This is a genomic window from Leptospiraceae bacterium (assembly GCA_016708435.1).
GTDB lineage: Bacteria > Spirochaetota > Leptospiria > Leptospirales > Leptospiraceae > UBA2033.
This window is the reverse complement of record JADJFV010000034.1, coordinates 1-14,805: the sequence shown is the minus strand read 5'-3', so window position 1 is coordinate 14,805 and position 14,805 is coordinate 1. Positions and strand designations below refer to the sequence as shown.

At 38.6% G+C, this 14,805-nt stretch carries 15 protein-coding genes; 11 read left to right on the top strand and 4 right to left on the bottom strand.

The window, feature by feature from the left end:
- Nucleotides 1–120 precede the first annotated feature (120 nt).
- From IPH52_22815 to lon, 4 genes are read right to left on the bottom strand one after another with little or no spacing between them, the layout of a single operon-like run.
- Nucleotides 121–1,383: an alpha/beta hydrolase gene (locus IPH52_22815; protein ID MBK7057831.1), complete on the bottom strand. Its 1,263-nt coding sequence runs from the start codon at nt 1,381–1,383 to the stop codon at nt 121–123.
- 3 nt (nt 1,384–1,386) lie between these two features.
- Entirely contained in the window at nt 1,387–2,091 is a 705-nt protein-coding gene (locus tag IPH52_22810; GenBank protein ID MBK7057830.1) for a hypothetical protein, read from the bottom strand.
- Complete coding sequence (locus IPH52_22805) at nt 2,078–3,199, bottom strand: DegT/DnrJ/EryC1/StrS family aminotransferase (GenBank protein MBK7057829.1); 1,122 nt, start codon at nt 3,197–3,199, stop codon at nt 2,078–2,080. Before IPH52_22805 ends, IPH52_22810 begins: the two co-directional genes overlap by 14 nt.
- 49 nt (nt 3,200–3,248) lie before the next feature.
- Entirely contained in the window at nt 3,249–5,588 is a 2,340-nt protein-coding gene (gene lon, locus IPH52_22800; protein ID MBK7057828.1) for an endopeptidase La, read from the bottom strand.
- A 78-nt stretch (nt 5,589–5,666) separates the two neighbouring features.
- On the opposite strand from lon, the gene IPH52_22795 reads away from it, so the two are divergent.
- The 11 genes from IPH52_22795 to IPH52_22745 all read left to right on the top strand — a co-directional run bounded on the left by IPH52_22795 (nt 5,667) and on the right by IPH52_22745 (nt 14,781).
- Nucleotides 5,667–6,842, top strand: coding sequence for an amidohydrolase family protein (locus tag IPH52_22795; protein MBK7057827.1), 1,176 nt, complete (start codon nt 5,667–5,669; stop codon nt 6,840–6,842).
- 45 nt (nt 6,843–6,887) lie between these two features.
- A complete protein-coding gene (locus IPH52_22790) occupies nt 6,888–7,187 on the top strand; it encodes a GIY-YIG nuclease family protein (GenBank protein MBK7057826.1) in 300 nt (99 codons plus the stop codon).
- 572 nt (nt 7,188–7,759) lie between these two features.
- Nucleotides 7,760–8,662 carry a porin OmpL1 gene (locus IPH52_22785; protein MBK7057825.1) on the top strand — a complete coding sequence of 301 codons (903 nt, stop codon included), beginning with the start codon at nt 7,760–7,762 and terminating at the stop codon, nt 8,660–8,662.
- 20 nt (nt 8,663–8,682) lie between these two features.
- Complete coding sequence (locus IPH52_22780) at nt 8,683–11,061, top strand: hypothetical protein (GenBank protein MBK7057824.1); 2,379 nt, start codon at nt 8,683–8,685, stop codon at nt 11,059–11,061.
- A 522-nt stretch (nt 11,062–11,583) separates the two neighbouring features.
- Nucleotides 11,584–12,117 (top strand): Uma2 family endonuclease, encoded by a 534-nt coding sequence (locus IPH52_22775; protein MBK7057823.1) that lies wholly within the window; start codon nt 11,584–11,586, stop codon nt 12,115–12,117.
- Between the two features lie 38 nt (nt 12,118–12,155).
- Nucleotides 12,156–12,452 carry an antitoxin PHD gene (locus tag IPH52_22770; GenBank protein MBK7057822.1) on the top strand — a complete coding sequence of 99 codons (297 nt, stop codon included), beginning with the start codon at nt 12,156–12,158 and terminating at the stop codon, nt 12,450–12,452.
- Nucleotides 12,453–12,619: 167 nt separating this feature from the next.
- Nucleotides 12,620–12,916 carry a hypothetical protein gene (locus IPH52_22765; protein ID MBK7057821.1) on the top strand — a complete coding sequence of 99 codons (297 nt, stop codon included), beginning with the start codon at nt 12,620–12,622 and terminating at the stop codon, nt 12,914–12,916.
- Nucleotides 12,917–12,985: 69 nt separating this feature from the next.
- Nucleotides 12,986–13,804 carry a hypothetical protein gene (locus IPH52_22760; protein ID MBK7057820.1) on the top strand — a complete coding sequence of 273 codons (819 nt, stop codon included), beginning with the start codon at nt 12,986–12,988 and terminating at the stop codon, nt 13,802–13,804.
- Nucleotides 13,776–14,060 carry a hypothetical protein gene (locus tag IPH52_22755; protein ID MBK7057819.1) on the top strand — a complete coding sequence of 95 codons (285 nt, stop codon included), beginning with the start codon at nt 13,776–13,778 and terminating at the stop codon, nt 14,058–14,060. Before IPH52_22760 ends, IPH52_22755 begins: the two co-directional genes overlap by 29 nt.
- Nucleotides 14,061–14,110: 50 nt before the next feature.
- Complete coding sequence (locus IPH52_22750) at nt 14,111–14,281, top strand: hypothetical protein (GenBank protein ID MBK7057818.1); 171 nt, start codon at nt 14,111–14,113, stop codon at nt 14,279–14,281.
- Nucleotides 14,282–14,553: 272 nt separating this feature from the next.
- Complete coding sequence (locus tag IPH52_22745; protein ID MBK7057817.1) at nt 14,554–14,781, top strand: hypothetical protein; 228 nt, start codon at nt 14,554–14,556, stop codon at nt 14,779–14,781.
- Nucleotides 14,782–14,805: the final 24 nt, after the last annotated feature.

Below are 14,805 nucleotides of genomic sequence, written 5' to 3'. Positions count from 1 at the left end.
AAAACATTCGATATATACGCATAACGATCATTAATCTAAACTATTTCCATGTTTTATCGTTCCCTATCGGTGTTTATTCCACCCTTCGCTCCATGTATTCGCGACCAACGCCTACGCATGTTAATCCGTGGTATTCTTGAATCCCTTCTCTATAAACGGTATCAACTCAGGTGCATTCAAAATTTGAAAATGATTTTTGCCGAGGAGCTTGAGTGTGCGAGTTTCGGGATTTGGTTTTTTGCTGAAGACTTTGTCGGTTAATGACTCTATGCTCCACTTCTCGATAATTCCATCGCCAAAGAAAGATTGGAAAATATTATCAGTTTCCCCTGCGAGACTATAAGCCTGGTAGGCATCGATCTCATCTAATTCTCCAAAATAATGCTCTGTGCGATAACGAAAGATTTGACTTCCTAATTTCCAATCTTCTTCTCTAATAATTCCGTGAGACAAATCCTTGATTGCATCACTTCTCAAATTACCGATAAAGCCAACAATCTTCATGATAAAAAAAGGAGAAGCCTGCATTGCCATGCCTGCCCAAAAACCAATCTTTTCAATATAAGATCCACCATTCGGGGAGCTAATAATGAATACCTTCTGAATCTTGGAAAGAAAAGCGGCTGATGCTTGTTTTGCGTAATAGAGGGCACTACGAAGCACAAGTCCCCCTTGACTGTAAGTAATAATCGATAGCGGCAAATTGGGCTCTAACGCAAATAGTTTTTCTAAAAGTGCAACTAAATCTTTTCCATTTACAGAGATATGTGCCCCCTGGTTGTATCGAATATAAATTGGATAGTATCCTTGGTTTAAAAAATAATCTCCGAGTCCTGTGTCTTCGTCATCTAATTTCATCCAAAGAGTTTCATCACAAAAAAGTCCGGGCACGTAGAGGATAGCTTTCTTTAGCCCCGACTCGCGATACAATTCAATGATCGTCTCTGCATTTACATCTACATGATCGTGCCTGAATAGCATTCGAATCTTGGAAAAACTAATTAGGTCATCGTGAGAACTTCCCAATATACTACTAATGACTTTGTTTTCATACAGAGTCTTAATCATATAATCCTCTGCAATATCCAACGAATGAGTCGCTACACCAAACGCACTTTCTGTAGAATCAATGGCGACAGTCAGGCCTTGCGTTGTTACTTCCGCAGATTTTTTTAAATTCGTTCCGGCGACTTGCAAATACACAGGAAGATCATCTATTTGTAAAAACTTTTCATCGGACAAAGTTTCGCATTTTTCTGCAGTCCATGTCATTGATTTATCTAGAATATCTTTTACGCCATCGAGGATACTCGTTGTTACGTTCCCGGTAACGTTTAATATTTGTTTACCGAATAGAGTTAAGTCAGTGTTCGGATGTTTCATAGTTTACTCTCCGTGAATGATTGTGCCTTTCTTTGTTACTACATCATAAGTATAGATGGCAGGTTTTGATTCTTTTTCTTTTGATTTCATGTCCGGCTGTTTTTTAATAATGCACACTAAAAGATTCTTACGCGTATTTAGAAGTAACTGCTCAAAGTAATAATCTTCCGGTAATATTTCGTCTAATTTTTCGTCCTGCGGATGATATAAAAATATTTGGACTAAGTCTTTATTGTTTAAGAAGCCGTCTTTGTTTGTGTCTACTTGCATGGCAAAAATAACCATACGGTTTCCAATATCTAAAGTCTCTTTTATAATTTCATCGTTCTTCTTGATTTTCTTTTTGAACTCACCAGGAAAATAATCGAGAATATAAACCTTTTTATCAAAAAGCTTTTTTACTTTTCCCGTATTTAGATTTACAAATGTAATATTCTTCGCATGATTCATTACCTCTTCCGGTCCAAATCCACCGGCTTCCCGAACTAAATCTGTCGGATAATAGAGATATTGCGTCCAAATCACACGAGAGTATTCGCTTAACGTATCCTTGGGAGATTCTTTTACTAAAATCTCGCTCGTTGTCTGTGGCTCTTCGTTTAATTCTACTCCCTTCTCAAAATAGAGCCAACTCTTAGAAAGAGAGTAGATTAAAATCACGGCGATGATTACCATCACCGTGATTACGAATCCTTTAATTTTTTCCACTTAGAAAGTTCTCAATGATAGAAAGGATTTCTTTGTATTCTGCTTCAGTCATATAAGGAAAGAGTGGGAAATTTAACACAGTGCTACTTACTTGCTGTGCGTTATTTGCTCCAAATCTTTTCTTTAAAAATTCTTTAGCACCAGGTTGGTCTGACATTGCTCCCGGATAAATATTTCCAAATCCAATTCCCTTCTCTTTTAAAATTGCTTCAAGCTTTGTTCGCTTGGAATTTTCAAAAAGAGTTACATTGCAGTAACCGTTCTCCACGTAATCCGCAGGTGGAGTAATGTCATTAACCCCTAATGCCTTCAAATCTTTATGGTATCTTGCTGCCCAATCCTGTCTGGACTTAAGTCTTGCTTCAAAATGATCCAAGCTCAAATTTACAAACGCTGCCTGTAAAGAATCCATTCTGGAATTCCAACCAACTGCCCCGTGACCATAGTGCGTGGTTCTTCCATGATTTGCAAGCATACGCACCTTATCCGCTAATGCTTGATCGTTTACAAATACTGCCCCACCGTCACCGGCTGCACCTAAAACTTTTGCAGGATAAAACGAAGTAGTCGCAATTTGGCAACCTTTATAAACAGGCTCACCTTTGTATTTCACACCGAAACTTTGTGCTCCATCTTCAATTAACACAACACCCTTTTGTTTACAAAGTGCGCGGTAATCGGCTAATCGGGATGATCCCCAGCCGTAGAGATGAACTATCATAGCAGCTTTCGGTCTTACTTCATCGATTGCTTTCGCGAACGCATCAAAATCCATTTGTAAATCGCTCATATTCGAATCTACAGTATAAGGATTTGCTCCTACGTTTACAACTGCTTCAAAGGTCGCCCAAAAAGTAGAATCGGGTAAAAGCACATTATCCCCTATTCCAACACCCACAGCGCGAAGAGCAAGTTGAAGCGCATCTGTTCCATTTGCACAGCTCACAGTAAACGCAGTTCCTGTGTATTCAGAAAGTCTTTTCTCAAGAGTAGCCACTTCCGCTCCTCCGATGAATTGAGCATTCTTACTCATCTCAGCCACTTTTGCATTCCAGGCTTCTAAGAATCCTGGCTCAAATCTCTTTATATCAATAAATGGTACTCCCATATTTTCCTCTCTTTAATTGTAGAGACGCGATTGATCGCGTCTCTACGGTCTAAAACAATAACTTTTCCACTTCGCTATAATGACTCACCGGGTAAAAGGTGACGCCTTTTTTTACATAGTCCGGGATTTCCTTTAGGTGTGCTTCGTTGTCTTTCGGAAAAATAATCTTAGACACACCAACACGCTTTGCTGCTACGATTTTTTCTTTGAGTCCGCCGATGGCTAATACTTCACCGGTTAATGTCAATTCGCCGGTCATCGCAAAACCAGGCTTAATCACAACGTTTTTCGCGAGCGAATAAATGGCAGTAGCCATTGTAATGCCCGCACTCGGACCGTCCTTTGGAGTTGCCCCGTCTGGAACATGAATATGAATTCGCTTGTCTAAAAAGATTTTTCCTTCCGGGTCTACAAGGTTACGTACATAGCTATAAGCAATATTCGTAGACTCATTCATCGTCTTACCGAGCTTACCCGTTAGAGTAAGACCTTCTTTTCCTTTCAGGAAAATGGCTTCGACAAGGAGTGTTGCTCCACCCACAGATGTCCACGCAAGACCGAGCGCCATACCGGGCTTATCCGCTTTGGTCATTCTCTCATCTACATAAATCGGAACACCTAGGTATTCTTCTAAATGCTCAGGCGCGATTTGTTTGTTGATTTTATTTTTATTTACAATCTTGTAGGCAATTTTACGCGCAATTTTGTCTGACATTCTTTCTAGATTGCGAAGTCCTGCTTCTCTTGAATAAGAATTGATCAAAGCCTGAATGGCTGGACTTGAAAGAGTAATCTTTTGTTTTCCAAGACCATTTCGTTTTAGGATTTTCTTCCAGAGATACTTGCGGAAAATTTCGATTTTCTCCTCCGTGATATAACCTGACAAGCGGATAACATCCATTCTGTCCGCGAGAACTCTTGGAATTGTATCGAGTGTATTCGCAGTTGCAATAAATAATACTTTGGATAAATCAAATGGCAAATCCAAATAATGATCTCTAAAACTAGAATTTTGTTCGGGGTCTAAAACTTCTAAAAGGGCAGCAGCAGGATCTCCCGAATAACCTGTCTTTATCTTATCAATTTCATCGAGTAAAATCACAGGATCTTTTTCTTTTAGAATACGAAGGGCACTCAATATTTTTCCAGGAAGAGAGCCTATGTAAGTTCTGCGATGTCCTTTTACTTCAGCTTCGTCTCTAACACCACCGAGAGAGAAGCGATAGAATTTTCTACCGAGTGCTTCAGCAACTGACTTTGCAATCGAAGTCTTTCCTACTCCGGGTGGTCCGACTAAGCAGAGAATCGTTCCTGATTTATTTTCAGGATTTAATTTCTTTACAGCTAAGAATTCTAAGATTCTATCTTTGACATCGGTTAATCGGTAGTGGTCTCTGTCTAAAACTTTCTTTGCGAGTTTAATGTCTATACTCCGCTTGGGAGGTGCTTCCCAGGGAAGAGAGTCAATAATTTCCAAGTAATTGCGGGTAACGTTGTATTCGGGAGAATTATAGTCCGTAACCTGTAAACGCTCAATTTCTCTTTTGACTTCTGTATAGACTTCACTTATGACTTCTGCTTTTTTTAATCGTTCAAGAAGCACATCATACTTCTTGTCAGACTTATCATCGCCCATTCCCAGCTCGCCCTGAATTGCTTTTAGCTGCTCGCGCAAAAAGAATTGGCGTTGTTGCTTATCCATCTTGCTATTAATCTGGTCGTTAATCTTGCGCTGAACAGCGATTAGCTCCAATTCCTTCTTGAGATAGATGATTACTTTTTCAAGGCGGAGTAAAATATCTTCTTCTTCTAATATAAATTGAAATTCCTCTTTGTCTAAATTTAAAATAGAGCCAACAAAATCAGCCATACGACCGGGCTCGCTCATATTCACAAGGGAAAGCTTCATATCTTCTGTAAAGAGAGGATTGTTTTGCGCAAGCTCGCGTGTAAGAACAAGTAAGTTACGCATCATTGCCTTAAGATCTAGCTTGGTTCCCGATTTTAATTTATCTATCGGATAACTGACTTTAGCCACAAGATAGGGCTCTTCTTTTAAAATTTTGGAAATCTTAAAGCGATGAATCGTATTAATTAGAATATGAGTGCCTCCATCGGGAAGATTCATTTTTTTTAAGACCTTGGCGACTACTCCTATTTGGAATATATTATTGATCGGATTTTTTTCACTCTCTTCTTTAATTAGGAGGGTAAGACCGATAAACCCATTGCTTTTATACACCTCATCTACTGCATTGGAAAATTTTCCCATCGGGACAATGAGAGGAGTGATAATTCCAGGAAAAATAGGACGAGTCTTAATCGGAATCAAATGCAAATCATCGGGAAGAATTTCCTCTAGAATGTCCGATTTAGAAGGATTTTTGATCTTTGGTTTTTTTTTGGGTAAGGCTTTTTCATAGAAAATGTATTTACGACAATATTTTAAGAATCATAGAGTAAAACAATGAAAAATAAACTTAAAATTCTATTATTCCTTTCCCTTTTTGGAAACGTTTTGCTTGCGATTTTCCTGTTTCCGTCAAACGTCATTCGAGTAAAATTCTTAGCTTATAAGATATTTGGCTTCCAAACTCCAAATGAAATTCCAAGTTTTAATTCCCTTGTTTTAGTGCAGGATTTTATCCCAAAATCGGTTTTAGAGGCACCCGATACTCGCAATTCCAAACTTCCCTCGATGCCAATTGTCGAAACGCATGGTCATCTAGGCAAAATGTTTCGGACAAATCCCGAAGAAGTTTCCAAAGATTTAACAGAACTCGGCATTAAGAAATTTATAAACTTAAGTTTTACAACGGGAGAAGATTTTGTAAATCTCAAAAAAGAATACCCCGATCCGCGCATCATTCATTTTAGCACGTTCAACTGGAAGAGACTCAATGAAGACAATTTTGCCGAGAAAATGCTCGCTGATTTAAAAATTGACATTGCAAACGGAAGCAAAGGAATCAAACTCTGGAAGAATTTTGGTCTAAATTTGAAGAAAAAAAACGGAGAAAGGCTTCGGTTAGATGACCCCGAATTAGACCCAATCTTCAAAGAATGTGCAAAAGCTGGGCTAATTATCTCTATCCACACTGCTGATCCAGTAGCATTTTTCTCACCCATAGACGAGAGAAATGAGCGATACGAGGAACTTTTGCGTCATCCAGAATGGTCATTCTCCGCAAAAGAATTTCCGAAATTAGACCAAGTTTTGGCAGAAAGAAATGCACTTTTTAAGCGTCACCCAACTCTGACTTTCGTAGCTCTCCACTTTGGAGAAATGGCAAACGAACTAGCCAATGCCGAAAAATTCCTCCAGGACCACCCGAACGTATACGTAGATATAGCTGCTCGCATTGACGAATTAGGCAGACAGCCCTATAAAGCAAAAGCTTTTCTTACCAAATACGCAAACCGAATTCTATTCGGCGTAGACGGTCCCCCCGATCGCGGCAAATTAGAAGTATACTCTCGCTTCTTAGAAACCACCGACGAATACTTCGACTACTACCCGGAACATAAACCCCGCAAAGGCTTCTGGAAGATCTACGGACTTGGATTAGATAAGGCAACATTGGAGAAGATATATTTTAAGAACGCGGAACTATTACTGTCACCTCGAACAGCCTTACCGTGAGAGGTCTATATTCCTTAGAACTAAAGAACTAAAAAGGATTTTCAATTGAGCAGCTCAAACTTCTTCCTATATATTCTAACCAATAAAACAAATACTGTGCTTTATATTGGTATGACGAATAATTTAGAGCGTCGCATTTATGAACATAAAAACAAAATAAATATAGGTTTTACCCAAAAATATAATGTAGATAAGTTAGTTTATTTCGAATCGACAACAAACGCATTCTCCGCTATTGAAAGGGAAAAAGAAATAAAAAAATGGCGAAGAGAAAAGAAAAATGACCTAATCAATGCATTCAATCCAGAGTGGAAAGATTTAAGCGAAGAATGGAATTTGATTTAATAGCCTTAAGGCAGATAGACCTCTCACGAAAAAACTGTTCGAGGTGACTGTATACGGTCACCTCGAACCAGCTTTACCGGTGAGAGGTCTATATTCCTTAGAACTAAAAAGATGAATAATCGTTCTAAGCAAAATAGATTTCTCACTGCGCAAGCGTGGATATTGCTAGTTCGAAATGACTGTAATGTCGTTCTAAGAAAGATAGATTTCTCACGGCGCAAACTTGGATGTTGCTAGTTCGAAATGACTGTAATGTCGTTCTAAGCAAAATAGATTTCTCACGGCGCAAGCTCGGATGTTGCTAGTTCGAAATGACTGTAATGTCGTTCTAAGAAAGATAGACCTCTCACGGCGCATTTTTGGATACTGCTAGTTCGAGGTGACCATTAGTCTCACTCAGAAATTACAAAAATAATTTTTTTTTAAAAAAATTAATAAATTTTCTAGATAAGGTTGACATAAATTAAGATACCCTAGCATCATTGCAATTCGAGGTCGCCATTGCTTTGGGATTTTCCAGATCGTCTTCGCTGTGCTCGACCCTAAAAAATCAAAAAAAGGGGAATAAACGAATGATCAAAATGATCAGTAAATTATTAGTCGTGTTTTCTCTTTGTTTTCTAGTTGCCTCTTCTCTCTTAGCAGATGATCAGGACTTCAAGAACAAAGGAAAATCAAGAATCATAGTTGGGCTCGGCGTTCAGTTCGATCCAAACAGTCTCGGTGGAACAATCGTAAAAGATGGATTGGATTCTGGTCAAGCAAAGACAGACGCAAACGGAAATTATGCCGGTCAGCAAAAAGCCGTTATCGCAGAAAACAAACTCCAAACAATGCAAAACCTTACCGGTGGTCTTATCTCTTATAAATCAACAGGTCCTATGACTGCAGGTAACTTGACATTCGGTTACGAAAAGGATGTCGGAGACAATTTCTTCTGGAGAGCAGGTATCAATCTTTCTACAAAAGTTTCTGGTGGTCGTACTTCTTCTACTGCTGCTGGTTATGACTGGTACGATGTAACTTGGTATTACAAATCTGTTGTAATTCCAGTTTATTTTGGTATCAAATTAAACCTCGGTTCTAGATCTGCATTTTACATAGCTCCTGGTCTTCATTACTACAGAGCAGAATGGCAATTAAAAGGTAGAAACGATGGAAACGGACTTGATGGAGTTACCGGTGGTTTAGCTAAAACTTTACCAGTTGCTGGCGACGCTGCAAGACCTGGTGTTATCAATGAAGATGCAAAATTTTCTGGCAATGGCTTTGGCTTAAGCTGGTTAACCGGTGTTCAAACAAAAGTTACTGAAAAGGGCTATGCGTTTATCGAAGTGGAAACACACTTCTCTTATACGCAAGGAAATGCTGGAACCAAATCTGCTGGTGGTATCGCAGCTATCGCTCCACAACCTGCTTACCCAGTGACTGTTGGTGGAAACGTTTATAGAATCGGCTATAAGCACGAATTATAAAAAAAGGAGAAATGAATCACATGAAACAAACTTTAAAATTCTTATTTTCCGTTCTACTGATTTCTATGCTAGGTCTCGTAAATTGTCATAAATACGAAACAGGCGGAAGCTCTTCAAACGGATTTATTGTGGGTCAATACATTAACGGTTTGATCCAATCTGCAACTACTGGTAACTGTGCAATCAGCGTGAACCTAGGTTCTTTGTATGCAGGTGCTATCGTTCAAGGTGCGGCTGCATCTTCGACAAACTTCACAGCGGCAAACTATGAAGCTGCTACTGCCAAAACAATAGCTGCACAAGGTTATACAGCTGCGACAAATGCTTCTGTCGCTGCTGCCCTTGTAACTGCGACTAATACCATTGGTGCAACTGCTGCTAGTATTAGTGCCGCTAGAGATGCTGCTAATTCAGTTCTTGTAACCCCAACAGCTGCCAACGTTGCTGCTCTGATTGCAGCAGCTACCACTGCATACGGTGCAACCTCGATTATTACAACATCAGTTACTGCTGCTGCGAACTCCGTATATGCAAGTGCTACTGCTGCTAACGCTGCTGCTGTAGCAAACGCAGAAGCATCTACCGCTCTTGCGGGTGCAACAGCTGCAGGGACTGCTATTACTACTTGTGTAACTGCTGGAACTGCGCAAGCAATATGTCAAGGTGCTGCTGTTACTGCCGCTCAAACTGTAAAAAATCTTTTCACAGCTGCTAATACAACTGGTGCATCTGCTGCTGCCATTACTGCTGCTGTTCCTGCAACTGCAAGAACTAGTGCTATTGCAGCTGGGGAGGCTGCTGTAGGAGGTCCTTCTACAAACGTAACTGCTGCTGCTACTTCTGTAGCAACTGCTACTGTTACTGCTGCCACAGCTTATTATGGATTAGTGGCTGCCAATCAAGTATATGCAAGCGTTCCTTACAACAAAAAGTATGATGCGTTCTTAACAGATGCAGGTGCTTGGACATCTACAACAAGAGCAACTGCAGTAGCTGCTCAAAAAGCTTCTACTGACTTAGCTGCTCTGACTGGTTCTCTATTTGTACCTTATATGACTTTATTAGGAAATGGAGTATCTAACGCAACTGCTTTGGCTGCTGCGAAAGCAAGTATAGAGGGTTTCTATGCAACATACTCTGATGCTGAGAAAACTACAATGGCAAAAGCACTTGGTTCAGCGAACACTATTACTACACTTAATACACTAGTAACTACTGCAACAACTGCCCAAATGTTTAACACAGGAACTGCTGGTTCAGCTGTATCTGGAACAGGAACTTTTGGTTCGATTCTTTGTGCTGCAGGTGGTGGAACTAGTGGAGCTGTAATTCTTTTAAATTCATTTACATGTGCTTCTGGTATCAATGCTGCCTTTGGAACAATTCCTCCTGGTTCTTTTGGTACTGCTACAACTGGCGGTCTTGGTGCAGTTGGACAAGCTTATTTAGCTCGTCTATCTTATGCTAAAGGTTCTGCTTTAATGGCATGTGCGAGAATTCCTAAGAGTAACTGTACTGTAGATGCATTGTTAACTGGTTCTAGAGAAGCTGATGTAACATCCCTTGTAGGAAGTTATAATACGATTGCTGCAACTCAAGAATGTAGAAAACCAACCAATGCTTTGTTACATAGAGTGTTGACGAATGGATTAACAGGGTATCCTAAAGAAACTGCTGTTGCAATTGGAAATAATTCCTTCTTAAACACTTCTACCGTTGGCGGCAGTGAAGGTTCTACAACTGGTTTAACAGGAAATCCAATTCTAGCAGCAAAAGCCTATCCAAAATCTGGGGCTCTATTAACTATTGCTAGCACCTTTACAAGTGCACATCCTATGAAATCTGGCTCTACTGCTTATCCAGTTGATGGAGCAACTCCTTTCTATGGTGGTTCAAACTTAAACGTAGCAAATGTGGCATCTTGCGAAGCGATTGGATTAGGTGGCGTAGGTACTACTCCTATTCAAGCTACAGACTCACATGATACAATCAATGCTAAGAGAAAGTTGACCGACGTAAAAGAAATCGTATACGCATTCTCTGCAGGTAATACTGCCGCTACTGCTTATGCTGGTGCTATTGGATTTGTCAGTGGTGGAACTGTAAATGATGCATATGCTTGTAACAGTCAGATGAGAAAGAATACCACTATTCCTGCAGTTCTAGGTCTAGGAACTACTTTACCAGTAATTAACACATTAGCTGGTGATGGTGGTGCTACTAGCTTAGTCACAGCTTGTGTGTATGGTGGAGATTCTGGATCAAGAACCTCTGTTTCAGCGTTATTAGCTGGGACACTACCTGGTTTAACTTCTTGCCCTGCTGCTGCGGCGGCTGGTGCTACAGGCTTTGGAGCAACTGGTTTAACTACCTACCCAAGTTTCCCAAATGGTCAATAAGAAGTTTTTTCGCGTGACTTAATCGTGTAATAGACAGGTTTAAAACCTGTCTCTACAACATGGTTTTTTTACGACTTAAACCCCGCCCTCAAAAGCGGGGTTTTTTATGCCTCAGTAGCAACAAGAAACTCCCCGCTAAACAATCAGAATCTAAAAGCTACCTTTCCTTTTATAAAACCTAAGGCTAGAAAAGTAAAACTTCATTGAAATTTAAAAATTCTTCATTGAAAAAAACAAAACTTCATTGATATTTTACAAATTCTCATTGAAGTTTTAGAAAAGTTTCACTGATGTTTTGGAAAAGTTCAATGATCTTTTAAAGTTTCAAACAGGTAAGATTCTTTAGGAAAGAGTAACCTATTGTAAATTCAATGTAAGGATTCCTGTTTACTGGCACATCGAACAGCTTTATCGCCCGCCCTTCGCTCCAAGTATTCGCGACCTTCGCCTTCGCCTGGTAATCAGAATAAATCTTTCCTTTTTCTACTTGCAATTTAGTAACCTAAACATGATATTTACACTATGCCCCTACTCGCAGAGAAAAAACCGATTCTAGAATACGCAGACATTGACTCCCTTCCAGATGGTTTTTACGAAGTCATCGACGGAGAAAAAAAAGAAATGTCACCTACTGGTTTTTTACATGGATTAATGGAAATGAGTCTATCTCAGATTTTGGAAAAACATCTATCCTCAAAGGGATACGTTGCCACGGGCGAAGTTGGAATTTTAATTCAGAGAAATCCACTTAGAATCAGAGGAGCGGATATTGTGTATATAACCAAAGAGCAGTATCCCAAGCCACCACTCGGAATTTTAGAAAAAGCTCCCGAGCTAATAGTCGAAATCCTTTCTCCTGCCAATACTACAACGGAAATGAATGCAAAACTAAAAGACTATCTTTCTATTGGAACTGCTCATATCATTTATGTAGACCCCGAAAATGAAATTACTACCAAGTATGACTCTACAGGGTCTTCCAAGATTTATCCTTTCTCAGAAACGTTTTTGATTTACAATACTCTCGAAATTAAAATGAGTGATATACTTGTTTAAAATTTGACTTGTTTCCATTTAGGGAAGAAATTGGACATATGAATACGATAGGCATTAAAGTTTTCAGAGATAATCTAAGTAAATACTTAAACCTTGTAAAAGATGGGGAAATTCTATACGTGAAAGAAAAGAATGCTGTCATTGCTGAAATTCGGAAGCCTACCTTTTCTGAAAATGAAAGAGTTACAAAATTGGAATCATTTTTGAAGCAAGAAGAAGCAAAAGGCTCGGTTATTCGAGCAGAAAATTCTAGTCTTGATTTAAGCAGCTTAATGAGAAAAAGGAAAGCAAAATCACCTATCATTTTTGACTGGAAAAAGAATTACAGGGAATAAATATCAATTTAAGTGGTTGCAAGACTTTAGATTCAATTCATTTAGCAACGGCTATGTATATTAAAATGAAAACCGATTCAGAAATAAAGATTTTATCCTATGATAAAAAAATGAACAAAGTTGGGAAGAAAATAGGCAGAAACAATCATAAGCGAGGATAAGTTACTATGAACAAAAAAACTATATTCTTATTGCCGCTCGATTTAAAGGGAAAGAAGCAAACGCGGATTACCCCTAAGTTTATACGCGATGTATATAATACCGAAACCGCCCCGGTGCTGCCGGAACATTTACAAAAGAAGAAAAAGAATATTTTTACGGTAGAGCTCAACCGTTTAATCGGAAAAATTTCCGAAAAGAACAAAGCGGCTGAGGCTAAGACGGATATTCCGGTTGAGGTAGAGCTAGGCGCTACTCCCTACCACCTGGAAATCATTTCCGAAAAGTTACTGAGCCCATTGTAGAAATTGAGCCAGTGGCTAATGAGACTTTACCAGCAGAAGACGAAAATTTTACTTTGCTAAATAAAATTTATGCAAAAGAAGATTCGATACAAAATGCAGACAAATATTTACAGGCAAATGTTTCAATCTCTGGGAATTCAAGCCTATTCCTTTTTTTACTATGAACCGCATACATTCACCTATTATCCGGTTCTTTGTCAGGGGCTTTCGGATAGAGCGCGCACGAATCTGCTTTTTCAATCACATGATAAATTTCTACAAAATCGATTTGAAGGTTATATTCATCTCTACTTTCAGCCCGTTCTACTAAATGATGTTTTTTTTAAGAAAAAGCTTTCTCCAATTGAGTTTACTAATTATTCAAGCATTGTATTAAAATTTTTAGATGCTCATTCTCTCTCTGGACTAGTTGCATTCTTTTACGATGCAAATGCAAACCCAAGTCCCGAGGATATCGAAAGTATTTGTGAGAAAATTGACAAACAGATCGAGCCGCTCGTTCCTTTCTTGAATTCTTATTTCGAATCTGAGGTAAATGCAAAGTTAGATTCCTATGACTTTCTGCGAAAAATCATTCATTCTATTCATATTCAGGCAAAGAATTTTGCAGGTGAATTCTATTTTACCAAATTAAAAATCACAAACTTCCTAGAAGTAGAAGATGCAGTCACCAAAAAGAAAAGCCTCGTAAGAATGATCAAAAATCATCTGCTCGAAAAAGAGGGCATAATTGAAATAAGCCACAATGAAATTATTCTTCTAACAAAGGAGAATGAAGTTGAAAAGGTAATCAACTATCTTTCCGAAAATGTAAAGACAGAGTTTCAATTTAAGATGAACACTCGAAAATATCCAGACTATGGCAAGAATCTTTACCTTTATTTTTAGTCTATTAGCGGTTACTGCCGTTATACCAGATAGCATTTCAAGAAAGGATTTGAATACTCTGAGACAGAACTGTATAAAACTCTTTGAGGAAAAAAAATATTCTGAGTCAATCGACTCGCTTGAGAAGTATCTATCTTTTCGGGATGAAGTTCGATTCAAAATCTATCTAGCCAAAGCAATCCTATTTCGAGAAGATTTGAATCCACCCAAAGAAAACGATGAGATTTTTTACGTCAGGAAAAATTCATACTTCTAGTAAGGAATTATAACCATGCAGCTAAGATTGTCTCTGAAGTAATTCCTTATATGGAAAGAGTAACTCCAAAGGACAAAGCTTTAGCAAACTTATACTTTCTCTGGGCTCTCTCAGAACAATTTAGCGAAGACAAAGAAAGAGCAATTTCCCTTTATAAGAAATCAGCTAGTTTAAAAAAAAAAAAAAAAAAAAAAAAAAGACGCTTGAGCTACGATCAATAGCTAATTACAATATAGCCGCTCTCTACGAAGATTTGGGTCAAACAAAAGACAGCGAAATCTATTTTAACAAAAAATGAAACCGAATAAAAAGATTGATAAGAAATTTCAAATGCTGTTTAGTGAAGAAGAACTTACGGCTCCTTAAAGATGAAGGGGCTAAGCGTAATTTATCCGCGTCCGAGTTTATTGAATGTGTATCAAAATGATCTCATGAAAAACCTCCTACTCCGTATTCTAGCACTGAATACGCTTTTGGCAAGTCTCGGCGAAAAATGAAAAATTACTTTCTTACTAAAGACTTACTCCAAGAACTCATCTACGGGGAAAAAGCTAAGAAAGCTAGAATTGTTTTGAAGCTAGAAGAATTACTCAAAAAAAACGAATCCCTCTTTACCTCTATCATTAGTCTAAATCATATCTTAGAGAAAGAAATTGATTTAGACAAAAGAAAACTAATCTTAAGGAATATAAATCTAGTCTGCGAAAAATCCTTTCACTAGATAACGAAGATTTACCGCTTACTC

What these genes read in the sequence shown, in the direction of transcription:
- IPH52_22815 (MBK7057831.1), bottom strand. Translation starts at nt 1,383, where the DNA reads ATGAAACATCCGAACACTGACTTAACTCTATTCGGTAAACAAATATTA.
- IPH52_22805 (MBK7057829.1), bottom strand. Translation starts at nt 3,199, where the DNA reads ATGGGAGTACCATTTATTGATATAAAGAGATTTGAGCCAGGATTCTTA.
- IPH52_22795 (MBK7057827.1), top strand. Translation starts at nt 5,667, where the DNA reads ATGAAAAATAAACTTAAAATTCTATTATTCCTTTCCCTTTTTGGAAAC.
- IPH52_22785 (MBK7057825.1), top strand. Translation starts at nt 7,760, where the DNA reads ATGATCAAAATGATCAGTAAATTATTAGTCGTGTTTTCTCTTTGTTTT.
- IPH52_22780 (MBK7057824.1), top strand. Translation starts at nt 8,683, where the DNA reads ATGAAACAAACTTTAAAATTCTTATTTTCCGTTCTACTGATTTCTATG.
- IPH52_22775 (MBK7057823.1), top strand. Translation starts at nt 11,584, where the DNA reads ATGCCCCTACTCGCAGAGAAAAAACCGATTCTAGAATACGCAGACATT.
- IPH52_22770 (MBK7057822.1), top strand. Translation starts at nt 12,156, where the DNA reads ATGAATACGATAGGCATTAAAGTTTTCAGAGATAATCTAAGTAAATAC.
- IPH52_22765 (MBK7057821.1), top strand. Translation starts at nt 12,620, where the DNA reads ATGAACAAAAAAACTATATTCTTATTGCCGCTCGATTTAAAGGGAAAG.
- IPH52_22760 (MBK7057820.1), top strand. Translation starts at nt 12,986, where the DNA reads ATGCAAAAGAAGATTCGATACAAAATGCAGACAAATATTTACAGGCAA.
- IPH52_22755 (MBK7057819.1), top strand. Translation starts at nt 13,776, where the DNA reads ATGGCAAGAATCTTTACCTTTATTTTTAGTCTATTAGCGGTTACTGCC.
- IPH52_22750 (MBK7057818.1), top strand. Translation starts at nt 14,111, where the DNA reads ATGGAAAGAGTAACTCCAAAGGACAAAGCTTTAGCAAACTTATACTTT.
- IPH52_22745 (MBK7057817.1), top strand. Translation starts at nt 14,554, where the DNA reads ATGAAAAATTACTTTCTTACTAAAGACTTACTCCAAGAACTCATCTAC.